Annotated in this window: 25 protein-coding genes; 17 read left to right on the forward strand and 8 right to left on the reverse strand. The window is 49.0% G+C overall.

Features of this window, described 5'->3' with window-relative positions; all coding sequences use genetic code 11:
* Positions 1-24: 24 nt before the first annotated feature.
* The 16 genes from NYE54_RS12800 to NYE54_RS12875 all read left to right on the forward strand — a co-directional run bounded on the left by NYE54_RS12800 (position 25) and on the right by NYE54_RS12875 (position 13,101).
* A complete protein-coding gene (locus tag NYE54_RS12800; RefSeq protein WP_076321001.1) occupies positions 25-558 on the forward strand; it encodes a hypothetical protein in 534 nt (177 codons plus the stop codon).
* The gene (locus NYE54_RS12805) at positions 551-2,053 is read left to right on the forward strand and encodes an AAA family ATPase (RefSeq protein WP_076321002.1); all 1,503 of its coding nucleotides are present in this window, start codon (positions 551-553) and stop codon (positions 2,051-2,053) included. Before NYE54_RS12800 ends, NYE54_RS12805 begins: the two co-directional genes overlap by 8 nt.
* Before the next feature lie 134 nt (positions 2,054-2,187).
* Positions 2,188-3,060: a 3-hydroxyacyl-CoA dehydrogenase NAD-binding domain-containing protein gene (locus NYE54_RS12810; RefSeq protein ID WP_076321003.1), complete on the forward strand. Its 873-nt coding sequence runs from the start codon at positions 2,188-2,190 to the stop codon at positions 3,058-3,060.
* Positions 3,057-4,265 (forward strand): acetate kinase, encoded by a 1,209-nt coding sequence (locus NYE54_RS12815; protein ID WP_076321004.1) that lies wholly within the window; start codon positions 3,057-3,059, stop codon positions 4,263-4,265. The genes NYE54_RS12810 and NYE54_RS12815 overlap by 4 nt, the downstream gene beginning before the upstream one ends.
* Positions 4,266-4,295: 30 nt before the next feature.
* The gene (asnS, locus tag NYE54_RS12820; RefSeq protein WP_076321005.1) at positions 4,296-5,591 is read left to right on the forward strand and encodes an asparagine--tRNA ligase; all 1,296 of its coding nucleotides are present in this window, start codon (positions 4,296-4,298) and stop codon (positions 5,589-5,591) included.
* Positions 5,592-5,609: 18 nt separating this feature from the next.
* A complete protein-coding gene (locus NYE54_RS12825; RefSeq protein ID WP_076321006.1) occupies positions 5,610-6,359 on the forward strand; it encodes a DnaD domain-containing protein in 750 nt (249 codons plus the stop codon).
* Between the two features lie 147 nt (positions 6,360-6,506).
* Positions 6,507-7,196: an HAD family hydrolase gene (locus NYE54_RS12830; RefSeq protein ID WP_339272193.1), complete on the forward strand. Its 690-nt coding sequence runs from the start codon at positions 6,507-6,509 to the stop codon at positions 7,194-7,196.
* Positions 7,197-7,223: 27 nt separating this feature from the next.
* Complete coding sequence (locus tag NYE54_RS12835; RefSeq protein ID WP_339272195.1) at positions 7,224-7,880, forward strand: HAD family hydrolase; 657 nt, start codon at positions 7,224-7,226, stop codon at positions 7,878-7,880.
* 279 nt (positions 7,881-8,159) lie between these two features.
* Positions 8,160-8,429: a CD3324 family protein gene (locus tag NYE54_RS12840; RefSeq protein ID WP_071218363.1), complete on the forward strand. Its 270-nt coding sequence runs from the start codon at positions 8,160-8,162 to the stop codon at positions 8,427-8,429.
* Positions 8,430-8,573: 144 nt separating this feature from the next.
* Positions 8,574-9,608 (forward strand): phosphotransferase, encoded by a 1,035-nt coding sequence (locus tag NYE54_RS12845; RefSeq protein WP_339272196.1) that lies wholly within the window; start codon positions 8,574-8,576, stop codon positions 9,606-9,608.
* 55 nt (positions 9,609-9,663) lie between these two features.
* Positions 9,664-9,876, forward strand: coding sequence for a hypothetical protein (locus NYE54_RS12850; RefSeq protein ID WP_339272198.1), 213 nt, complete (start codon positions 9,664-9,666; stop codon positions 9,874-9,876).
* 36 nt (positions 9,877-9,912) lie between these two features.
* Positions 9,913-10,581 carry an RNA polymerase sigma factor gene (locus NYE54_RS12855; protein ID WP_339272200.1) on the forward strand — a complete coding sequence of 223 codons (669 nt, stop codon included), beginning with the start codon at positions 9,913-9,915 and terminating at the stop codon, positions 10,579-10,581.
* Entirely contained in the window at positions 10,578-11,036 is a 459-nt protein-coding gene (locus tag NYE54_RS12860; protein ID WP_339272202.1) for a hypothetical protein, read from the forward strand. The genes NYE54_RS12855 and NYE54_RS12860 overlap by 4 nt, the downstream gene beginning before the upstream one ends.
* A 23-nt stretch (positions 11,037-11,059) precedes the next feature.
* Positions 11,060-12,175 (forward strand): hypothetical protein, encoded by a 1,116-nt coding sequence (locus tag NYE54_RS12865; RefSeq protein WP_339272204.1) that lies wholly within the window; start codon positions 11,060-11,062, stop codon positions 12,173-12,175.
* Positions 12,156-12,857 carry a hypothetical protein gene (locus NYE54_RS12870; protein WP_339272206.1) on the forward strand — a complete coding sequence of 234 codons (702 nt, stop codon included), beginning with the start codon at positions 12,156-12,158 and terminating at the stop codon, positions 12,855-12,857. Before NYE54_RS12865 ends, NYE54_RS12870 begins: the two co-directional genes overlap by 20 nt.
* Before the next feature lie 103 nt (positions 12,858-12,960).
* Positions 12,961-13,101, forward strand: coding sequence for a hypothetical protein (locus NYE54_RS12875; RefSeq protein WP_339272208.1), 141 nt, complete (start codon positions 12,961-12,963; stop codon positions 13,099-13,101).
* A gap of 40 nt (positions 13,102-13,141) precedes the next feature.
* On the opposite strand, the gene NYE54_RS12880 is transcribed toward NYE54_RS12875, so the two are convergent.
* From NYE54_RS12880 to NYE54_RS12915, 8 genes are all read right to left on the reverse strand, one after another.
* Positions 13,142-13,435 (reverse strand): SdpI family protein, encoded by a 294-nt coding sequence (locus tag NYE54_RS12880; protein ID WP_098743061.1) that lies wholly within the window; start codon positions 13,433-13,435, stop codon positions 13,142-13,144.
* A 100-nt stretch (positions 13,436-13,535) separates the two neighbouring features.
* Positions 13,536-14,198, reverse strand: a complete 663-nt coding sequence (locus NYE54_RS12885; protein WP_339272209.1) for a methylthioribulose 1-phosphate dehydratase — start codon at positions 14,196-14,198, stop codon at positions 13,536-13,538.
* Complete coding sequence (locus NYE54_RS12890; protein WP_339272211.1) at positions 14,199-14,879, reverse strand: 2-hydroxy-3-keto-5-methylthiopentenyl-1-phosphate phosphatase; 681 nt, start codon at positions 14,877-14,879, stop codon at positions 14,199-14,201.
* Positions 14,876-16,090 (reverse strand): 2,3-diketo-5-methylthiopentyl-1-phosphate enolase, encoded by a 1,215-nt coding sequence (locus NYE54_RS12895; protein WP_339272213.1) that lies wholly within the window; start codon positions 16,088-16,090, stop codon positions 14,876-14,878. The genes NYE54_RS12890 and NYE54_RS12895 overlap by 4 nt, the downstream gene beginning before the upstream one ends.
* Positions 16,087-16,956 carry a pyrroline-5-carboxylate reductase gene (proC, locus tag NYE54_RS12900; RefSeq protein ID WP_339272215.1) on the reverse strand — a complete coding sequence of 290 codons (870 nt, stop codon included), beginning with the start codon at positions 16,954-16,956 and terminating at the stop codon, positions 16,087-16,089. Before proC ends, NYE54_RS12895 begins: the two co-directional genes overlap by 4 nt.
* Positions 16,957-16,991: 35 nt before the next feature.
* Positions 16,992-18,239 (reverse strand): glutamate-5-semialdehyde dehydrogenase, encoded by a 1,248-nt coding sequence (locus NYE54_RS12905; protein ID WP_339272217.1) that lies wholly within the window; start codon positions 18,237-18,239, stop codon positions 16,992-16,994.
* 58 nt (positions 18,240-18,297) lie between these two features.
* On the reverse strand, positions 18,298-19,401 hold the full coding sequence (gene proB / locus NYE54_RS12910) for a glutamate 5-kinase (RefSeq protein ID WP_339272219.1): 1,104 nt from the start codon (positions 19,399-19,401) through the stop codon (positions 18,298-18,300).
* 368 nt (positions 19,402-19,769) lie between these two features.
* Positions 19,770-20,963, reverse strand: a complete 1,194-nt coding sequence (locus tag NYE54_RS12915; protein ID WP_339272221.1) for a pyridoxal phosphate-dependent aminotransferase — start codon at positions 20,961-20,963, stop codon at positions 19,770-19,772.
* A 253-nt stretch (positions 20,964-21,216) separates the two neighbouring features.
* On the opposite strand from NYE54_RS12915, the gene NYE54_RS12920 reads away from it, so the two are divergent.
* Positions 21,217-22,029 (forward strand): carbon-nitrogen family hydrolase, encoded by an 813-nt coding sequence (locus NYE54_RS12920; protein WP_339272223.1) that lies wholly within the window; start codon positions 21,217-21,219, stop codon positions 22,027-22,029.
* The last annotated feature ends 23 nt before the right edge of the window (positions 22,030-22,052 follow it).

Genomic DNA, 22,052 nt, shown 5'->3' on the forward strand with positions numbered 1-22,052 from the left:
TATAGGAAATGAAGGAGGAACTTCATGAAACTACGCATTGTACCTATCATGCTGACTGTCGTGATCTCAGCATCGGTTCTCTTTGGCGGATGGTTTCTGTATCGGCAGATGGCTTTGCAAAATCCGCTGGCAAATGTTGTGTCGCAATATGACGGCGTGAAGGATTCTCATATAGATATTAAACAGAATACCGTTACTTTGAATCTCGATTTGGCTCCAGATACAAATTTACAAGGTTTGGTTCAGCATATTAAGAAGGAAGGCAAGTCTGTGATTGGCAAGCGGGAATTGAAAATCCAGGTGGAGGACCATTCCTCGGAAGCACTGGATCAATGGTGGGAGAAGGCCATGCTCTCAGTCGCCGAAGCAATGGATAATAAGCAGTATACTGATATTCAATCATCGCTCGAGCAGCTTGCTGCCCAGTCTCCGAATTTGAAAGCAAAAGCAACCATCGATGACACCAATGTCTATGTCAGCTTGTCAGACGGCAAGTCTGGTAAATTTATAATCTTGCCGCGTCAGCCTGGCAGCATGGAGGTGTGGAATCATGCCTAAATTAGCTAAAGAAATCATGTTAGGCTTTATTCCCGTATTACTGGTATTCCTTGTATTTGTCGGTGTGAACATCGTGCCCTTGCTCATCGCTGCAGGACTTGTAGGCGGCTTGTTGTTTATCGCTAAAATGAAAGGCGGTATTGCTGTAGGCGCAGGGAATGAGCGCAAGCGGAAAAAGAGCGGACCTGCCAAGCTGACGTTCGAAGAAATCGGCGGGCAGGATAATGCTAAACAAGAACTGCGAGAAGCATTGGATTTTCTGATTCGTCATGAAGACATTAAGAAATTCGGCATTCGTCCATTGAAGGGCATTCTCCTAACCGGGCCTCCGGGAACAGGGAAGACGTTGATGGCGAAAGCCGCTGCCCATTATACGGATTCGATCTTTGTTGCTGCATCCGGCAGTGAATTTGTTGAGATGTACGTCGGTGTTGGTGCGGGGCGCATCCGGGATTTGTTTAAGGATGCCCGGAATCGTGCGACAAAAGAAAACAAACAAAACGCCATCATCTTCATCGATGAGATCGATGTCATTGGCGGTAAACGCGAAGGCGGCCAGCAGCGCGAGTATGACCAGACGCTGAATCAGCTGCTAACCGAGATGGATGGCATCTATTCACAGGATACTCCTCGCATTCTGGTTATCGCCGCAACAAACCGGAAAGAAATGCTGGATAGCGCACTGCTGCGTCCAGGCCGATTCGACCGTCATATTCAAGTAGATCTTCCGGATAAGAAGGGACGCACTCATATCTTGAATCTGCATGCGGGTAATAAGCCGCTGCATGAAGATGTTGACTTGGAGAAAATCGCCGAGGAAGCTTACGGCTTCTCGGGTGCACAGCTTGAGAGCGTCATGAATGAAGCAGCCATTTATACGATGCGTGAGAATGAGCAGTTTATCCATCAGCGTCACTTGTCCATGGCGATTGACAAGGTCATGATGGGTGAGCGTTCTGATCGCGAATCGAATTTAGAAGAGAAGAAGCGCGTTGCCATCCATGAATTGGGACATGCTATCATGGCAGAGCTTGTGCGTCCCGGCAGTGTGAAACAAGTTGCCCTCAGCCCGCGTGGTAAGGCACTTGGTTATGTTCGTCATAACCCGCAGGAGGAACAATATCTGTACACAAAATCCTTCCTGGAAGAGCAAATTATGATCGCGCTTGGCGGTGCGGCCGCCGAAGAGATCTTTTACGGGGGTCGAAGCACAGGTTCAAGCAATGACTTTGAGCAATCGCTGAACATCGTGGAGACGATGATGAAGTCGGGTTTGACGTCGCTGGGCATTGTTAACATGAATATGGTAACAACTGAAGAGTTAATGAAAGAGAATAATGTGATTTTGGAAGAGTTAATGAACCGCACTAAGAATCTCTTGGGACAAAAACGGCCAATATTCGACAATTCTCTTGATATCCTTTTAAAGGAAGAAATCCTCTCTGGGGAACAATTTCGTTGTCAATTTCGTGAAAACGCGCTTTTACCAGCATAAATTGTTATGCTGGTTATTTTTTTTTACTTTTTTGTCGTGCTAAGATATTATTATACTTTGTGCTCTGAAAATGTATTTTTCGACAAATGGGGTACAATAAAGTATAGAGATAAGGAAAGGGTGGAGTAGAAACCATGTACTTCAAAAAAATCGGCGTTGTAGGCGGCGGGACTATGGGGCAGGGCATTGCGGAGATGCTGGCAGCCAAAGGTCTTGACGTACTGCTCGTAGAGAAAACTCCAGAGAAACTGGACTATTCATACCGAATGATCGAGACCAGTCTAGATAAACAATTGGAGAAGTGGGGAATTACCCAGGCAGAGAAGAAACTTATACTGAACCGGATTCAAAAAGTAACTCATTTTGCCGAGCTTAGCACCTGCGATATGGTGATTGAGACCATAATAGAGGACTTGGAAGCGAAGAAAGAGGTATTTTCACAGCTTGATCAAGTATGTCCGAGCCATGTGATATTAGCAAGTAATACATCCACGCTTAGTTTGACAGAGCTCGCCAGCTCTACCAAATATCCTGAGCGTGTTATTGGCATGCACTTCATTCATCCTGTTTCCAAGGTAGACCTTGTTGAAATCATCCGCGGCCTGAAAACTTCGGAACATACGTTTACAGAAACAAAACGCTTTGTTGAAGAAGTTTCGGATAAAAAAGGCATCATGGTGTATGAGTCTCCAGGTTTCGTTACAACCCGCATGATTACCCTCATGATCAACGAAGCGATGCATCTGCTGCAGGAAGGCGTGGCTTCGGCGGAAGATATCGATGACGCGATGAGAATCGGATATAACTTCCAGCATGGACCGCTTGAGATGGCCGACCGTTTCGGCTTGGATTCCATCCTCGCTGCGCTGGAACGCATGTTCCGCGAGTACGGCGAACTGAAATACCGTCCATCGATTGTCTTGAAGAAACTGGTCCGCGCAGGGCAACTGGGCGTCAAAACCGGAGAAGGCTTTTTCAAGTACGATAAGGATGGTGACCGGGTATGAATATTCTCGTAATTAATGCAGGTAGTTCTTCACTGAAGTATCAACTGTACAACATGACGGATGAATCCGTATTGGCAAAAGGCTTGGTTGAGCGGATCGGTATGGATTCCTCGATTCTGACGCATAAGCCGACGGGAAAACAGGATGTTACGGAAGTCAGCGAAATTCTGGAGCATACCACGGCGATCCGCAAAGTGCTGGGCATGCTTACAAACGAGGAGCACGGTGTGATCGATTCTATCGAAAGCATTCAGGCCGTTGGACACCGCGTAGTGCACGGCGGGGAATCTTTTAAAGAATCTGCGCTCGTTGACAGTGATGCCAAAGCGGAAATCCGTCGCTTGTTCGATTTGGCTCCGCTGCACAATCCCGCATCGATGATGGGGATTAAGGCAGCAGAAACCAATATGCCGGGCGTTCCGCAGGTCGTTGTATTTGATACGGCGTTCCATCAGACGATGCCGGAGAAATCATACCTGTACGCTATTCCGAGAGTACTTTATAATAAATATAAAGTACGTCGTTACGGTGCGCACGGTACATCTCACGCCTATGTCAGCCAGGCAGCGGCAGAATTCCTGAACCGGCCACTGGAGGATCTGAAGATCATTACCTGCCATATCGGTAACGGTGCTTCCCTGACAGCAGTAAAAGGCGGGAAATCCATCGACACTTCCATGGGGATGACCCCGCTGGAAGGGCTCATGATGGGTACGCGCAGCGGTGATTTGGACCCGGCAATCGTACCGTTTGTAATGAACAAGGAAGAGCTGACCGTCAATGAAGTGAACTCCATGCTGAACAAGCATAGCGGACTGTTGGCTATCTCCGGAATCAGCAGTGATATGCGTGAGATTACGGAAGGCATGGAAAAAGGCGATCCGAGCTCCACGTTGGCCTTTGAAATGTATGAGTATCGTGTTCGTAAATACATCGGGTCTTACGCTGCTGCCATGAATGGCGTGGATGTCATTGTATTTACTGCGGGCGTCGGCGAGAATTCGATCGTCCTTCGTCAAAGAGTGCTTGAGCAGCTTACCTATCTCGGAGTAGAATTGGATGAGGAGCTGAACAGCATTCGTTCCGGCGAGCCACGCCGTATTTCTGCGGCGAATTCGAAGGTCGAGGTACTTGTGGTCCCTACCAACGAAGAACTGGTTATTGCTCGGGATACGCATCGTATCGTACAAGCTTCCAACCGTTAAATAGTAGTGATATAAGGGAGAGATTTAAGCATGGCCACCAAAAGTGTGATTCGTAACGTCAACCAGCATGTCGGTGAGACCGTCACAATCGGCGCCTGGATCAACAACAAGCGTTCCAGCGGGAAGATTCAATTCCTGCAGCTTCGCGATGGGTCCGGATATATCCAGGGTGTTGTTGTGAAGAGCGAAGTATCCGAACAAGTATGGGATGACGCGAAAAGCCTGACACAAGAAAGCTCTTTGTATGTGACGGGTGTTATACGTGAAGAGCCGCGGAGCCAATCGGGTTATGAGATGACGGTTACCGGCATTGAAATTATACATCTTACGGAAAACTATCCGATTACGCCTAAAGAGCATGGTGTCGATTATTTGATGGACCATCGTCATCTGTGGCTTCGTACACAGAAACAACGTGCGATCATGGTGATCCGTGCTGAAATTATCCGTGCGGTTCAAGATTACTTTGATACCAATGGATTTACGCTTGTGGATCCGCCGATTTTGACCCCAACTTCCGCGGAGGGTACAACCAACCTGTTCCACACGAAGTATTTTGATGAGGATGCCTATTTGACCCAGAGCGGACAGTTGTACATGGAAGCTGCCGCCATGGCGCTCGGTAAGGTATACTCCTTCGGGCCGACGTTCCGTGCCGAGAAGTCCAAAACCCGCCGTCACCTGATCGAGTTCTGGATGATTGAGCCTGAGATGGCCTTCACAGACCATGAGGAGAGCCTTCGCGTGCAGGAGCAGTTCATTAGTCATGTGGTGCAATCCGTGGTTAAAAACTGCCGCCAGGAGCTTGAAACGATCGGTCGCGACATTTCGAAGCTGGAGGCGATCCAGGCACCATTTCCGCGGATTACGTACGATGAGGCCATTGAATTCCTGCATACGCAAGATTTTGATATTCCTTGGGGTGAAGACTTTGGCGCGCCCCACGAAACAGCTATTGCTGAGAAGTATGACAAACCGGTCTTTATTACGCACTACCCGGCGGGAATCAAGGCTTTCTATATGAAGCCGGATCCGAATCGTCCGGAAGTCGTACTTTGTGCGGATATGATCGCTCCGGAAGGTTATGGCGAGATTATTGGCGGATCGCAGCGGATAGACGATCCACAGCTGCTTGAAGAGCGCTTCAAGGAGCATGATCTGTCGATGGAAACCTATCAATGGTATATGGATTTGCGTAAATACGGCACCGTGCCTCATTCCGGCTTCGGTTTAGGTCTTGAGCGTACCGTTGCCTGGATTTGCGGCTTGGACCATGTGCGTGAAACGATTCCGTTCCCACGGACCCTGTACCGGTTGTATCCGTAAGCCGTGAGAGGTAAGTCTATGGACCACGACGGTAACGTGGACACGGATGTGAATGGCTGGACGGCCGGCGCCGCTGCCGGCATGAGCCAAGGAATGGCGATCATTCCTTACGCCTTGCTCCGGCATTACCGGTCACTTGGGTTAAGCGACCGTGAAGCCATGCTGGTGATCCATTTGATTGGTTATCAGCAGGTGGAGTTCAAGACGTTTCCTTCGCTGGAGGAACTTGCGGAAGTGACGGGGGCTCCCACCGGATTCATCGCTACCAGCTTGCAGCGCTTGATGAAGGTAGGGCTGATTGGAATTGATGAGTATGTGGACGAAACACAGGGGATTCATTACGAGCGCTACAATCTCCACGGATTGTATGAGAAGCTCGCTTCGTGTCTGGCTGAAGAGCACAAGGAAAAGACCCCTGATGGAACCAAGTTTGCGTCTCCGCTGTTGAATGCCCGTCCTGCTACCGACAAATCAACTGCATCGGGGAATCCCGTTTCTGAGAAGGAAGAGCGGAATTTGTTCACCATTTTCGAAAAAGAGTTTGGCCGTCCGTTATCGCCCATGGAGCTGGAAACGATCTCCGGCTGGGTTGATGCGGATCGCTATCCGGACGAGTTGATCCTCTTGGCTCTGAAAGAAGCGGTGTTTGCGGGCAAACTGCATTTCCGCTACATTGACCGGATCCTGCTTGAATGGAGCCGCAATCGGGTGCGTACCGCACAGGATGCCAAGGCCTATACGCAGAAATTCAGAAATATCGGAAGATAGATGAAAAGCACGTCCTTATGGGCGTGCTTTTTTATGTGTAATATCTATTCTATATGTAACGCAGTTTAAGTCCCATGATTAGCAGGAGAACCTTTCCGGATTAGCGAATGCATATAGTTGCAGCATCGGCCGGAAGGGGAGTTGGAGATGAGATACAAGGCCATTATTTTTGATCTGGATAACACGTTATTAGATTATAGTCAGAGTGAAAGGACATGTATGCAGCAGGCCCTGGAGCACTACCGGCTGCATGAGGAACTGACGTGGGAGGAATTCTGGAGCACGTTTGGACCGATTAATTTTAATTATTGGATGAACCGAATTCAGAACAATCACGATATCAGGCAGGTGCTGGAGCATTCCTTCACGGACACATTCCTGAGGTTGAAGCGGGAATTTCGTCAGTTCCGGGAGATCTCAGAAACCTACTGGGGGTTGTTTTGCAGTTCCAACCATATGGAGCCGAATGCCGATCTTATTTTAGAACACCTGCATGGCGATGTTACGCTAGGGGTGATATCTAACGGCATTGGCGAAGCACAGCGTAAACGCCTGACAACAGGAGGATTGTTTCATTATTTTGACTCCTTTATCATTTCGGATGAGGTGAAGTGCTGGAAGCCGGACCCGCAGATCTTTGAACTCGCTTTGCAGGAATTGGAGGTGGGTCCAGACGAAGTGCTGTATATAGGGGATTCGCTTACGGATGATTATGAAGGAGCAACGAGAGCCGGAATTGATTTTTGTTATTATAATCGCCGGGGGGGCGTTTTAAGTGATCATCATCGACCTGCTTATACGATCAGGGATCTCCTGGAAATCAAGGATCTGGCTTAGGAATCATGTTTGAAGGAGAATGATCGAATGAGATACAATCATATTCTATTTGATTTGGATGGCACTTTGACGGATCCGCGTGAAGGCATTACGAAAGCCGTGAAGTACGCACTCGGTAAACATGGGATTAATGTAAGTGATCTTTCCGAGCTGGAATGTTTTATCGGTCCCCCGCTCCAGGCGTCCTTCATCGAGAAATATCATTTTAGTGAAGCCAAGGCATGGGAAGCCGTTCTTAGCTACCGTGAATATTACAAGGACACCGGCCTTTATGAGAATGAGGTGTATGGCGGCATACGCGAATTATTGGATTTGCTGTTATCCCAAGGGCGCCGCTTGTATGTCGCTACCTCCAAACCTACGGATTTTGCCGAAACGGTTCTAGAGCATTTTCAGCTATCCGCTTATTTTTCCATGGTGTGTGGAAGCGAGTTGGACGGCACCCGGTCCGCCAAGACCGAAATCATTCAACATGTTCTGAATACGTGCCGTATTCAGACGCCTGGAGCCGTTATGATTGGAGACCGGAAGCATGATCTGATTGGAGCCCGGAACTGCGGGATACACAGCATCGCTGCAGGCTATGGTTATGGTTCCGAGGAAGAGCTGGCGGCATGCCAGCCAACCTATTGTTTCAACACCGTGGAGGAGATGTTTCGGTCGTTTGCCAGCTTGGCGGTTTGAAATCGGCTTGTAGATGAGACAGATCACTTCGATTTTTCGCGTAACATCGGTTATAATGGTCATAACCAGTCGGAATGTCATTATTTTGAAGGGAGGGCCTGAACATGAAGGGAAGATTGACAATGAGCTCTATGCAAAGTCTATTTGATGAACAACGGCGGTTGTTTGCATGGAGCGATGAGAAAGTTACCGCCTGATTACCTCGTGTAGAGAGGCCGTTTATCTAATGGACTTTGCATCCTTAAAACCTTTATTTTAATTTTAAGGAGCAGAGCTACCATGAAATATATAAACGCGGATATTATCCTTCCAGAGGAATTGTTGAAGGAAGTACAGAAATATGTACAGGGCGGGATGGTGTACATCCCTAAACCTGAAGGATTGCGCAAGAAATGGGGAGAAAACTCGGGCAGCCGGGTGTATTTGAAAAAAAGAAACCTGGAAATCCGGCAGTTGTTTGCGTCGGGCGCTACGATTGATCAGCTTTCTTCTCAATTTTGTTTATCCTGCGATTCCATCAAGAAAATCGTATATACCAAAAACAAGTAATACAAAGTCACATTGGAACGATTCTGATGTGGCTTTTTCTTATGTATAAAAGTCATTTTAAATCAATCCTTATATAGGAAGGGCAGATGCTGGGGAATTATAATCATTGGAAGAACGTTCAAACGATAGAGCAGAGGTGAGTTCATGAATGATTTTTTTCAATTTGCAACAGAAGAACAACGGTGTGCCCTGCTCGCTAGAGCCAAGAGGGTTGCGATATCGGCACTTCAGCAATATAACCTGAGATGGGTTGAGATTGAGTTTATCGGTATTTCGGACACAATTACATATCAAGTTAGGACAAATTTAAATGAAACATACTTATTGAGAATTCATTCGGATCGACGGTCCTGTAATGAAATAGACCTGGAGCTTCAATTCCTGGATGCCCTTATTACCGCAGGTATCAAAGTGCCGTCAGGTATAACCACTCCAAATGGATTAAGATTGTTGAAAATCGGTACGGAGCATAGATTCAGATCTCCTTATGTCACCGTGATGAAATGGGTGGATGGTGTGCATGCCCATGAAAGACTTACAGAAGATCAAGCATATCAGGTAGGTGTCTTGATAGCCAGACTACATGAAGTGGCACTCGGCTTCGAAAGTTCTTCTGATTCCCGGAGACCCATATGGGGGATGAACAGCTATAGAGAAGCACTCGTCAAGTTGGAGCGATATGCAGGAACTTTTTTGTCAGAAGTCTCGTGGTCACTGTATCAACTCGCAGCTGAAAAGGTTTTATCCCAGCTTGATCAGATGAAGACTGATGATTGGAATTATGGCCTCATTCATGCCGATTTACATCTGGGGAATGTGGTGTTTGAAGGTGGCCTTCCTCACCCGATTGATTTCGGTAGGTGTGGCTACGGTTTTTTTCTTTACGATCTGGCAGCGGTCATGTTGTCACTTGTTCCGAACCAACGATTTAAAGTGCTTCAAGGATATGAAAGCGTGCGGAAGTTGGGCTCGGATTATATTCAGTCACTGGAGTGCTTTTTCATCATGATTATGATGGAGAACTACAGCCACCATGCCTCCAACCCAAGAGAGATAGAAAGTCTAAAGAGTGAGCAAATCTATGCGCTAGCCTATATCCGTGAATATTTGAGCGGGCGTTCGTTTCTGCTGAATGTGGTGGAGCCATTAGAAATAGATGAGGTGCAAATCTCTAGTTGATCCGGTCATTATAGAAGGGTATCATAATACGTATTACAGAATGGGTGAGAAAAGCTTGCAAGTAACGAATCGCCCAGGTGGATTTATCAACCTGCTTGATCATCATGATCGCCACCATCGTATGGGTTCAATGGACTTCATTCCATCTATCTATGGCGTGGCTATTCGTTCGAAAGGTCTAGTTCCCGTGATGGTTATGCATTTTGTGATGAATGTTCTATTTGTTCTTAGCGGCATGATCCTGTCACTTTCCAAAGGGCGTCGATAGACGTTCTTTTTTTGTTTTCGCCGGTATGGGCAGACTATGGGACAGGCTGTATTGGTCTTTTTTTTATATTATCCAAAATTTTTTTTCGAAAAAAGTGCAGGGGCAGCTTTCAAAGCTGACGTCTATGTATTTGGGAAGGAGGGGAGAGTTATTGATGCTGAAACGTTAATCACGCGCATCCTACAAGGGGATCAAGAAGCCTTTCGGGAACTGGTGAACGACTACAGCCAGCACGTGTTCCATACGGCATACTCGGTCCTGCGGGATGCCAAGGAAGCGGAAGATGCGTCGCAGGAAGTGTTTATTCAAGTATACAAAGCTCTCCCCCAGTACCGATCTGAAGGGTTTAAAACCTGGATTACACGCATCACGCTAAATAAAGCGATTGATATGAAGAGGAAGCTTTCCCGTAAACCGCCGGAGCAGCTGCACGGCGAACATGATGAAGTGCTGGATAAACTTCCTTCCCGGGACGAAGACGTGGTTTCTCTGCTCGTACAGAAGGAGAGAAGAGAGGAACTTCGAGAGAAAATTAAACAATTGCCGGACAATCACCGCGCCATTATAACGGCTTTTTATTTGGAAGAGAAAAACTACGAACAAATCGCAGCCGAGATGGATGTCACGGTCAAGACGGTGGAATCGAAATTATACCGGGCCAGACAATGGATTCGGAAATCGTGGAAGGAGGAGGAATGGAAATGAACGTAAAGGGTAACGAGCTTAAGATGCTGACGGAACGATATGTTAGAGGAGAAGGCTCGGTAGAAGAACGGTCTTCTTATGAAGAGCTCATGTTATTGGATGACAGCGTGCTGGAGATCTATATGCAGGTACTGGCGGAGCTTGATTCCGAACTCCCTAGCCTCTCAGACGTGGAAGCATTTACCCAGCAGGTGCTGGAACACGAACAAATTAAGCCTTACACCCATAAAGCACCGCTGCGGATTCAGGAACGTCCAAAGCGATGGTACGAACGCGCGATCGTTCACTACACCATTGCCGCTTCCATTACCATGCTGTTCCTCTTCACCGGGGCATTTGACCGACTTCTTCCCGGCGATATGAACAGTGAGGTTCCATTATCTGAAACACCTTCTTACAGTAAACAATGGGTGGAAAAAACAACAGGCTGGCTTGACCAGCTATTATCCCGATAAGAAAAATGAAAGGAAGATGCCTTGTGCAACCGCAAAAAAGTAAAGGGTTTGCCTTTATATTAAATATCCTTCCGGGCCTCGGCCATTATTATTGGGGGAGAAAGGGACGTGCCCTGCTATATCCGTTCTTGTTCTTCGGTAGCTTGTTTGGCGGATTTGTGCTCGGGATCATGACGGCTTCCGATGCGGCTTTTGCGCTCGGAATTCTCGGAGCATTAATGATCTGGGGGATTAGCATGCTCGACCTGCTAATTGCCTTAATCCGATATACGCCTGTAACAATTATACACGATGAATATGGACGGCCGATGGAGATTCGCCAGGAAAAGAGTGATGAGTCTGAACGCTTTTATACCATACTGCTGTCCTTCATTCCCGGTTTGGGGCATTTTCAACTGGGATTGATGCAGCGCGGGTTGTCGTTCCTGATCGCATTCTTCGGACTTGGGACGATTCTGCTGTTCTTGACGGGCTTGACTCATGAATCGGTATTCCTGCTGTTCCTGGGCATGCTGCCCATCATTTGGCTCTATTGTATGTTTGATGTGGTTCAGCTGGTTCACCGCAAGCAAGCTGGAGAATTACTTTTCGATCGCACGCTGTTTGATGAGCTCGAGAGCGGCCGGGAGAGCGGACGGCGGAGTAAAGTGTTTGCCACCTTGTTATCGGCCTTCCCCGGAGCGGGTCAAATGTATTTGGGATTGCAAAAACGCGGACTGCAGCTCATGGTCCTATTTCTTGGCAGCATCTATGTGCTGGATGTACTCAAGCTGTCGCTGTTTCTGTTCTTGATTCCGCTGATCTGGTTTTATGCATTCTTTGACGGTCTGCAGCAAGTAAGCCGTTACGGCAGGGAGCCGCTGCGTGATCGACCGATCATCTCAGGCCTTGGGAATCAGCAGCGCTGGCTCGGGCTTGGACTGCTCGTACTTGGTATCTATTTCGTATTTACCAGCGTGGTGATGCCTTATATCGATACACATTTCCCTCAATTGCAGCTGGATTACCGCATTCGTTCCTATTTGAAGACCGCGATTATCGCCGTACTTCTCATCGGAGGTGGAATCAAGCTGATGACTGGCTCGAAAAAGGATGCATTGAGAGGAGGGCGTTCATATTATGATACCGACAACGAATGATATGTCCATTTATGATCTGGGAAGCCCTCCATCGAAGTCTGCACGACAATGGAGAGTGGGTACGCTCTCGATGGGACTCTCCTTGCTCGTGCTTGGCTTGCTTGTCTTGTCCTCCGCCTGGAAAGGGGTAGAGGTGTACAGCTCCGCGGCAAGATGGTGGCCGATCGTATTTGTTCTGTTAGGTGCCGAGATCGTCAGCTACTCGCTGATTTTTCGGAGACGCGGTTGGGTCAAGTATGATATATTCAGCATTCTTCTCATCGGTTTTCTGGCTTTCTGCTGTATCAGCATGGGAGCGCTGAGTGCGACGGGTTTACTGGATCAGATTCGCCGTGAGACGATGTCCGTGCAGCAAACGATTCCGTTACCGGATCAGAAGATAACAATCCCGGACGGGGTTAAAAAAGTCATTGTTCAGGGCAGTTACAACCACAATATCCAACAAGATGCTTCGAGTTCAAAGGAGATGCTGATTTTTGGCAGCCTGCGGACGGAAGATATCAAAATGTGGAGTACGACCGAGTTGCCGTCGATGATTCAGATTAAACAGTCGGGAAACATTCTATATGTCCAGCTGAATGATCCCCCGCGCTATACTTTTCGGGGATCCTTCTCACAACTTGATGTGACGTTATCCGTGCCTTCTGCAGTTAAAGTGATCATTAGAGACCGCAGCAGTTAGGCGAGTCTGCCTGCTGTACATATGTATTGCTAATAACATTCATTGGATCAAGTGGATCCGATCTAATCAAAATGGATATGAACGAGATATGGAGGGAGATATCGTGGCCAAGAATCTGTATTACCTGTTGTACATTACTCTATTTGTTGTGACATGTTTGTTTATCTTCAATGTTTATTCATCACCGGATCAGGTACCTGCGCCTTCGATCTCTTTAAAGGAGCATCAGCAGAATCGGCTATAATCCAAATAAAGAAAAAACCTGTAAACGATTTGGAATCGTTTTACAGGTTTTTTAGTTTTCGTTCAACGAGTATGTATATTAGGATAAAGACGATCACGGTTGCAATACCGGTGGTCATGAAATGGCCGGTAAGCCTGGCGATCAGCAGCAGGATGACCCCAAAGATCATCAGCAGCAAACTGACATAGGCATTGGCAACTTTAAAGTTTCGTTCATTTTTGAGAGATGACGTAGTTTTATAAGCATAAATGCTCTTGGAACTTTTAGGCGGAAGCAAAAAGAGGACCAAACCATACAAAATAAATACGATGCCAATGGCTAAACTTTCGAGCATCCCTATACACTCCTAACGGAAAGATAACGCCGGATGCACATTGAAGACGTTGGATCACCGTGCATCCGGCTGATCAAGCTCTGTATCTGCAAATATGGATTTAATTCACCTTGGAACCGGCTGCATTCAAGAGCAGACGACGGTAGGAGTATTCGAATATAAACTCAAAAGCCTCCAGATGTTTCTTTGCTTCGAACGCGTTTTTGCCCCAGGCATAGATGCCGTGGTTGCGCAGCAAAATGCCGGGTACCGCCGGATCAAGCGCATCCGGAACGAGTTCCGCAATCCGCGGAATGTCTGCATAGTTCGGCAGGATCGGAATGCGAATCGCCGCGTCCTCATCCCAAATGTTAAAGGCCTTGATCAGCTCGATTCCTTGGGCAGGGACATAGCCTTGTTCACCATACCAGTCGCTGATCAGATTGTTATCGATGGTGTGCACATGGAAAATGGCGCCGCAACCGGTTTTGCGATAAATTTCGCAGTGTATCAAAGTTTCCGCACTAGGCTTTAATCCGGTGGCTTCACAAGGTACGCCGTTCTGATCCACAAAAAGATAATCTTCGGGCGTATGTACCGACTTGTCTTTACCACTGGCTGTCACCGCAAAATAAAACTGCTCTGGGTTGAACTCGCCAACACGGACAGATAGATTACCGCTGGTACCCGGGAACCAGTTTCTAGAAGCAAACAGTTCCTTAATTCCTCTAAGATCCCGCAGGGCAGCCTGTTTCTGTTCAAGCTGGATATCTGAAAATGCCACTTACAGCACCTCCTGTTTAAACTTGTCTCTCATGTCGTTCTGAATATCGGTAAATGTCTCGAAGGGTACATGATGAACGCCAAGCTTCTTGCACTGCTCAGTGAGCGAGGAACGGGAATAAACCAGATCCGCCTGTTTGGCGCCTTCGAAGTCGGTAAGGCTGTCCCCGATCAGAATCCGGTAATACCGATCGGTCGGAAAACGGTCCATCACCGTAACCTTGCACATGCCGCAGTCGTTCTGGCAGGATTCCTTGCAAGGATGAGGCCAAGTTATCTCGATGTGAGCACCTTCGAAATTGGAGCCGTTGCAGAAGATATGGTCTGCAGGAATGCCAAAGGGCCTCAACAGAGGATCGACAAAAAAATCGATGCCGCCACTTGTAACGTAAAATTCAATATGTTCGGATTTTAAATAATCCAGGAATGCACTGAAGCCTTCCCGAATCCCTGCATGGCTTAGAACATAATCGGTAATTTCTTCTCTCATGGAGGAAGGGAAGAGGGCGAACATGCGGCCTACGCCTTCCCGTATAGAAATAGTGCGGTCTAGTGTATCCTGCATGATCGACTCAAAGCCTTCCGGCTTGAAGTGCTTCATGATGGCTACAATATTATCGGTGTTCGTGATGGTTCCGTCGAAATCGCAAAAAATGATCGGCTGTTTCTCTCCAGATGTCATACTTCTCCTCCCCAGATGTCCAGTGCGGCTTTCAACTCTTCGTGTTCTTCGGCAAAGTGAGCGAGCGGCACGGATTTCATCGTTGCCTCAATCGCTTGTACAAAGGCTTTGCCGCCAGCTTCGGTTCCCATTGGATGCCCGTGGATTCCACCGCCTGCGTTAACGACCACATCGGTGCCGAAGTCCCGGATAATGCGTGGAACGAGTCCCGGATGAATTCCTGCGGATGGTACCGGCATGCTTCGTTTCACGCCAAGTTTAGCGCTATGCAGCTCGTCGCGTATGGCCAGATTCTCTTCTCTTGGCATCGTTACAGATCCGTAAGGAGAAGGGAAGAGCACCAGATCCGCGCCGGCAATCCGCATCAGCTGGCCGAGCAGCACCGGAGCCGTTATTCCATAGTATGGAGAAGGATAAATGGCGCCGGCAAGTGCAGGATGAGCCGCGATAGGCACGATGATATCCGGATCGCTGCTTAGCTCGTGCAAAACGTCATACCCATAGGACAGCACGTTAAAGAGCAGGGCGTTAGCGCCAGCATCAATAGCGCGCAGCGCTTGCTCACGCAGCTGTGACGTCCGGCCGGTTAGATTGGCTGCATAGAGCAGCTTTTTGCCAGTTTGTTGTTCAACGTCAGCAGCCGCCTGGATGCACATGCTTACCCGTTTTTCAATCGGGGTGAGGTCGTTCTCGAACAGGATTTCATCATCTTTGATGAGATCCACGCCACCAAGCGCCTGACGGATAAATTGGGCTCTAAGCTCGTCCGCATTCAGTCCGATCACCGATTTGAAGATGCTCATGAGCAGCGGACGGTCATGGACGCCAAGAAGATCGCGAATACCGTCGATGCCATACTTCGGTCCGGGAAACGCACTCAGGAAGTCGGGAGACAAATCCAGGGATGTCAGTTTAATGCGTCCGTCCATGGAAATTTTGCCGAATACCGTCACCAGTAGGGCAGGAATATCCCGGCTGAAATTAATATCCGGATAAGCAATGCTGACATCCGCATAACGACTGCCTGGCTCCCAGCCCTCGTGAACCTGAATGTCAACCACTTCGCCAAGATGCTTCTGCATCGCTTCACGCTTGGCTTGCGGCAGCTCGGTCCAGCTGCCAACCGTCATGCCAACGGCGATGGAAGTCGCTTTCTTACGAAAATCCGCCTGGTCGTCATAGATTCGGTACGTTGCGATACAGCGGCTCATGAGATCTGCTCCTTCAGCATGGCGCCCATTTCTTTGGAGCGCTCAGCGCAGCGGTTTACGGCGGCAATGACGGTTTCGAAGAAATCGCCTTTGTCGAGCGTTTCGAGGGCCGCTTGTGTTGAACCGTTCGGCGATGTGATTTTCGCGCGAAGCGATGAAGGCTGTTCTCCGGTCTGCTGCACCATCCGGGCCGCGCCCAGAATGGTTTGGAGCGTCAACTCGCGACTTTGCTCCTGCGTCAGGCCGCCGCGGATCCCCGCGGCAGTCATGGCTTCCATCATGTAATAGAAGTAAGCCGGTCCACTACCGGATATACCGGTCAGGATATCCATCTTCTCTTCTTCAATGACCGTTACATTACCAACAGCTTCGAACAAAGTCATGACCAGTTGGCGCTGTTCTTCGCTGATTTCCTTCGAGAACGCGATTCCTGTGGAACCAAGTCCGATTGAGGCAGATGTATTCGGCATTGTGCGTGCAATGGGTTGACGGTTTCCAAGCAGCGTCTGTGTCGTATAAATCGATAATCCGGCGATTACGGAGATAATTAATTGATCGCTTGAGAGCTTCGGTCCCAGTTCTTTCAGCGCTTTAGCAGCATCCTTCGGTTTCATGGCAAGCACGATCACCGGCGAAGTTTTTAGAATTTCGATTTTAGCGGCATCGTCATTGTTGATCTGGACGCCGTACCGCTCACTCAGTTCCTGAAGGCGCTGAACATTGCTTCGGTTGAGCATCGTAATATTCTCCGGAAGCACGACAGAACGGCTCACTAATCCTCGTACGATCGCTTCGGCCATCGAGCCGGCGCCGTAGAAGGTAATTGCTTTATCTATTAAAGGTCGGTTCTGCGGGGATTGGCACATCGTTATTTCCTCCTTCATGGCTTTAGATGAATGATTTATTCGCGTATTTGACCACTACCGATAATAACATATTTGGAGGAAGTAAGCGCGGGTAACCCCATAGGTCCTCGGGCATGCAGCTTCTGGGTACTGATCCCGATTTCGGCGCCGAAGCCAAATTCAAAGCCATCGGTGAAGCGGGTCGATGCGTTATGATAGACAGCGGCTGCGTCTACTTCCTGCAAGAAGCGCTGCGCATGATCCTTATTCTCCGTAACGATACATTCCGAATGCTTGGTGCCATAAATCGAAATATGCTCAATGGCCTCATCCAGGTGATCTACAATTTTAAGGTTCAAAATATAGTCGTTATACTCGGTAGCGTAATCATCAGACGTGGCTTTTGCAGCCCACGGAACGTAATCCAGGGTACGCTGGCATCCGCGCAGCTCGACATTACGCTCACGGAATGCTTCGGCCAGCGCAGTCAAATGCGATTTGGCATAATCCGCATGGACGAGCAGGGTTTCCATGGAATTGCAGACCGAAGGGCGCTGCACCTTGGCATTGATACTGATGGCGGCCGCCATGTCCGGGGCTGCCGAAACATCCAGATAGGTATGGCATATCCCTGCTCCGGTTTCGATGACTGGTACCGTGGCGTTCATCACAACATTCTGGATCAGCGAGCTGCCACCGCGCGGGATGATGACATCCAGCAGTCCGTTGAGCTTCAGCATTTCATCCACGGAGGAACGGTTCGGATCCTCGATAAGCTGTAGCGCATCTTTAGGCAGTGTGGTGCGCTCCATAGCTTCGTGAAGCACCTCGATAATTTTGCGGTTGGAGGAGAGGGCGGATGAACCACCGCGCAGCACGACCGCATTGCCCGTCTTCAAGCATAGCCCGCCTGCATCAACGGTCACGTTGGGACGTGCTTCATAAATGATGCCAATCACACCAAGGGGAACGCGCTTCTTGACGATGTTCAGACCGTTCGGGCGGTCGATCGTTTCCAGGGTGTCGCCGATCGGGTCCGGCAGCTTAACGATTTGGCGCAATCCTTCGGCAATGTCCTCGATTCGAGCTTCATTCAGTGCCAGCCGGTCCAGCAGGGAGGCAGAGGTGCCGAGCTCTTTCCCACGGCGAAGATCCTCCGCGTTCGCTTCCATGATATCTGCTGTCCGCTGGATCAGGGCGTCTGCCATGATCAGCAAAGCCTGGTTTTTCTCCTCCGTGCTCAGTCTGCCAAGACGAAATGCTGCCTGCTTGGCGAGTTGTGCTTTGTTGCGTACCTCACTCATAATAAATCCTCCTTATTTGAGTTATCAGTAAATATCTAATTGGTTTATGGCAATCCGCTTATTTTAACGTGATCCATTCGTCGCGGTGAATGACCTCAAGTCGATGGATTTCCCCGATGATGCCGATCACTTTACTGCTTGGCATTCCGAGCACGGCCTGCAGCTGGTCCTCATCGTAATTGACGATCCCTCTGCCGAGCGTTTCGTTGTTCATATTAACGACTTCCACCACGTCCCCTGCATGGAAGCTGCCTTCGATCCGTTTAATGCCAACGGGAAGGAGGCTGTGACCTCCATGAATCAGCGCTGTCTCGGCGCCCGGATCAACAACGATCCGGCCTAACGGCGAGGACATAAAGCCGAGCCATTGCTTTTTCATCGGCAGGGAGGAGAGGTGGGTGGCAAAATAAGTTCCTTTGCCTGCATGCTTAAACGCCTTAAGCAAATCCCCGGTCTCGTTGGCTTTTCCGATGAAGACGGGGACACCGCCGCGGGTGGCGATTTTGGCAGCATCGATTTTTGATCGCATACCGCCTGTACCTACGCTGGAGCCAGCGCCTCCTGCCATGCTGTAAATCTCACCCGTGATTTCATCAATTTCCTCATATTTTGTTGCATTCGGCGACTTGCGTGGATCAGCCGTGTACAAACCGTCCGTATCGGTCAGGATGATTAATTGCTGGGCGCGGACCAAGTTCGCTACCAGCGCGGATAACGTATCGTTATCACCAAATTTCAGTTCGTCAATCGAAACGGTATCATTCTCATTAATAATCGGAATAACGCCTTGCTTCAGAAGCTCCGTAATCGTCATGTTGGCATTATTCATGCGTTTGCGGTTCGCGAAGTCCGTTCTCGTTAACAGAATTTGCGCGGCCTTCAATTGATGGGAGGCCAGCGCATTCTGGTATACAAGCATCAGCAGCGCTTGGCCAAGGGCTGCTGATGCTTGCTTCTCATGCAGTAGCTTGGGTCTACTCTCGTAGCCGATCTCCCGAAAGCCTGCTGCGACGGCGCCGGATGTTACGAGCAGAACCTCATGACCAGCCTTGCGGAGCGCGGCAAGTTCTCCGGCAAAGAAGGCGACAGAATCAAGATTAAGTCCGCCTTCATCTGTCGTCAGGGAGCTGCTTCCAATTTTTACGACGATGCGGGATAGCATCGTGATCACTTCCTTGTATATATGATTAGTTGGTATAGCTGAAACGAATCCATTTCCTGAAAATAAAAAAACTTTCGTCCTGTATGAAAAAGGACGAAAGTTTAACTTCCGCGGTACCACCTTTGTTGATGAGCGCAGCTCATCCGGCTTTAACCCTGTAACAGAAGGCACTGTCCTGGCAAGCCAGGCCGCTCGGGGGTAGGATTCGGAAAGGGGGTCACGGCAAATTCTTTCAGCCCATGGAATTCGCTCTCTGGTCATCGTGCCCTATGCTTTCGTACTGGTCCCGTCTTTGCGTTTTTGAAAACTGCATTCAATTGTTACTGCAAGAATAGCACATCGTTTTTGTTTTTTCAAAAGGAATTAGGTTAACCGAACAGGTTCAGCTTGCCGATTCGGGAGGCGGCTTCCCGCATTCGTTCTTCGCTGCTTAACAGGCCGACGCGGACATATCCTTCGCCGTGATCGCCAAAGCCGACACCAGGCGCAACAGCCACCTTGGCCTCCTCAAGCAGCAGGTCGGCAAAAGATACCGAGGTAAAGCCCTTCGGGACGGGCAGCCAGCTAAAGAAGGAGCCTGCTGGTTTTTGGGCTTCCCAGCCGATTTCGGACAGGGCGCCATAGAATGTGTCTCTTCTCGATTGGTAGCGTGCCACCAGCTCTTCAACGCAGTTTTGCGAAGATGTGAGAGCAGTGGCCGCTGCAGCCTGAATGCCGCCGAACAGGCTGACGTAGATGTGGTCCTGCAGCATATTGATCAGCGAGATGATTTTTTTGTTCCCTAGGGCAAAGCCAACACGCCATCCGGCCATATTATAGGTTTTGGAGAGGGTGTAGAATTCTACGCCAACTTCTCTGGCGCCTTCTGCCTGCAAAAAGCTGACTGGACGATCACCATCAAACCCAATCGCTCCATAAGCAAAATCACTGGCTACCACGATCCCGTGTTCGGCGGCGAATGCCACCGTATCCTCGTAGAAGGACAGGGGAGCGACGGCGGATGTCGGATTATTCGGGTAATTCAGGAACATCAGCTTCGCTTTTGCTCGGTCTGCAGATGAGATCGCACCATAGTCGGGAAGAAACCGGTTAGCTGCGGTTAACGGCATGAATTTCATTTGGGCACGGGCCAGTGCAACGCCTGACCAGTAATCCGGATAACCGGGGTCCGGGACAAGACATACATCGCCCGGGTTCAGAAGCACTTGCGGCAGCTGTACGAGACCTGTTTTTCCTCCAAACAGGATCGCTACCTCTGTCTCCGGATCGAGATCAACATTGTAGTCTTCCTTATATCGATGCGCAATGGCTTCTTTAAGGAAGGAAAAGCCGGTAAAAGGCGAATATTTGTGAAACTGCGGATTGTCGGCCGCTTCTTTCAAGCTGGATATGATATGAGACGGTGTGGGCTGATCGGGATTTCCCTGCCCCAGATTGATTACATCGAGTCCCTGCGCCACTTGGCGGTTTACCTTGGAGACCAAGGTCGCGAAAAATTGCGTGGGCAGCTGGGACATGATCTCGGCCGGCTCTATTTGGAATTCGTTTAATTTTTTGTTCATTGCAGTTTCATCACTCCGTTATCTAATTACACTCGAATGCAGCTGATATTGAAAACAATTAGGATTAATTTAACACGATTTATCAGGGGTGTATAGAGGGAAATGGAGCTTGGGTATTGCGGCACCAGGCTTGAGGAGGCTATGATGATGACATAAGGAGAATGGATGAAACCTGTAAAATAGCCCGTTCGTTGATATATTGATCACAGCGGCGCCGATGCTGGATTCAACCGGAATAACAGGAGGCTGCAAGATGACTAGAGAAGCAAAGGCTCAATTGAATATCGCACTTATCCAAGCTGATATTGAAATAGGAAACGTGAATACTAATATGAATAAAATGCTCGGCATGATGGAGCAGGCCGCAGCGGCTGATATGAAGCCGGACGTCATAGTACTACCGGAAGTGTGGAATACGGGGTATGCGCTGGACCGGATTCAAGAGCTTGCCGATCCCATGGGGCAGGAAACCTCGCGGATGCTGAGTGAATTTGCGCGAAAACACCGCATCCAAATCGTTGGCGGATCTGTAGCCGAACGAATCGAAGATCGGATTTATAACACCATGTATGTGTTTAACCGGAGCGGGGAGCAGATCGCCAAATACTCTAAAATTCACTTGTTCCGTCTGATGGATGAAGAGAAGCATTTGCAAGCCGGACAGCATACCGTAACCTTTGAGCTGGAACAATTGAAAGCGGGCGCGTCCATCTGTTACGATATACGGTTCCCGGAGCTGTCCCGCACCCTTGCACTCAGCGGCGCTCAAGTGCTGTTTGTGCCTGCGGAGTGGCCGCACCCGCGGCTGCATCATTGGAGAACGCTGCTCATGGCCAGAGCGATCGAGAACCAAATGTATGTCGTTGCGTGCAATCGAGTAGGAACCAGCGGAGAAACGGACTTTTTCGGTCACTCCATGATCATCGATCCGTGGGGTGAGGTCATTGCCGAAGGGGATGAGCAGGAAATGATCCTGACCGGTACGCTGGATTGCCGTCTTACGGATGAAGTCAGAGGACGTATTCCGGTTTTTGAAGACCGTCGTCCGAATTTGTATTTTCAATAAAGTGTTTATGGTTAAACTCCTCT

The sequence above is a fragment of the Paenibacillus sp. FSL K6-1330 genome (assembly GCF_037976825.1).
GTDB lineage: Bacteria > Bacillota > Bacilli > Paenibacillales > Paenibacillaceae > Paenibacillus_AQ.

Excerpts from the sequence above, each read along its gene's own strand:
- NYE54_RS12835 (WP_339272195.1), top strand. The coding sequence starts at position 7,224 with ATGAGATACAATCATATTCTATTTGATTTGGATGGCACTTTGACGGAT.
- NYE54_RS12825 (WP_076321006.1), top strand. The coding sequence starts at position 5,610 with ATGGACCACGACGGTAACGTGGACACGGATGTGAATGGCTGGACGGCC.
- NYE54_RS12895 (WP_339272213.1), bottom strand. The coding sequence starts at position 16,090 with ATGAGCCGCTGTATCGCAACGTACCGAATCTATGACGACCAGGCGGAT.
- NYE54_RS12870 (WP_339272206.1), top strand. The coding sequence starts at position 12,156 with ATGATACCGACAACGAATGATATGTCCATTTATGATCTGGGAAGCCCT.
- NYE54_RS12810 (WP_076321003.1), top strand. The coding sequence starts at position 2,188 with ATGTACTTCAAAAAAATCGGCGTTGTAGGCGGCGGGACTATGGGGCAG.
- NYE54_RS12860 (WP_339272202.1), top strand. The coding sequence starts at position 10,578 with ATGAACGTAAAGGGTAACGAGCTTAAGATGCTGACGGAACGATATGTT.
- NYE54_RS12840 (WP_071218363.1), top strand. The coding sequence starts at position 8,160 with ATGAAATATATAAACGCGGATATTATCCTTCCAGAGGAATTGTTGAAG.
- NYE54_RS12805 (WP_076321002.1), top strand. The coding sequence starts at position 551 with ATGCCTAAATTAGCTAAAGAAATCATGTTAGGCTTTATTCCCGTATTA.
- NYE54_RS12880 (WP_098743061.1), bottom strand. The coding sequence starts at position 13,435 with ATGCTCGAAAGTTTAGCCATTGGCATCGTATTTATTTTGTATGGTTTG.
- NYE54_RS12855 (WP_339272200.1), top strand. The coding sequence starts at position 9,913 with ATGGGACAGGCTGTATTGGTCTTTTTTTTATATTATCCAAAATTTTTT.
- NYE54_RS12830 (WP_339272193.1), top strand. The coding sequence starts at position 6,507 with ATGAGATACAAGGCCATTATTTTTGATCTGGATAACACGTTATTAGAT.
- NYE54_RS12815 (WP_076321004.1), top strand. The coding sequence starts at position 3,057 with ATGAATATTCTCGTAATTAATGCAGGTAGTTCTTCACTGAAGTATCAA.
- NYE54_RS12920 (WP_339272223.1), top strand. The coding sequence starts at position 21,217 with ATGACTAGAGAAGCAAAGGCTCAATTGAATATCGCACTTATCCAAGCT.
- NYE54_RS12845 (WP_339272196.1), top strand. The coding sequence starts at position 8,574 with ATGAATGATTTTTTTCAATTTGCAACAGAAGAACAACGGTGTGCCCTG.
- NYE54_RS12800 (WP_076321001.1), top strand. The coding sequence starts at position 25 with ATGAAACTACGCATTGTACCTATCATGCTGACTGTCGTGATCTCAGCA.
- NYE54_RS12890 (WP_339272211.1), bottom strand. The coding sequence starts at position 14,879 with ATGACATCTGGAGAGAAACAGCCGATCATTTTTTGCGATTTCGACGGA.
- NYE54_RS12915 (WP_339272221.1), bottom strand. The coding sequence starts at position 20,963 with ATGAACAAAAAATTAAACGAATTCCAAATAGAGCCGGCCGAGATCATG.
- NYE54_RS12905 (WP_339272217.1), bottom strand. The coding sequence starts at position 18,239 with ATGAGTGAGGTACGCAACAAAGCACAACTCGCCAAGCAGGCAGCATTT.
- proC (WP_339272215.1), bottom strand. The coding sequence starts at position 16,956 with ATGTGCCAATCCCCGCAGAACCGACCTTTAATAGATAAAGCAATTACC.
- asnS (WP_076321005.1), top strand. The coding sequence starts at position 4,296 with ATGGCCACCAAAAGTGTGATTCGTAACGTCAACCAGCATGTCGGTGAG.
- proB (WP_339272219.1), bottom strand. The coding sequence starts at position 19,401 with ATGCTATCCCGCATCGTCGTAAAAATTGGAAGCAGCTCCCTGACGACA.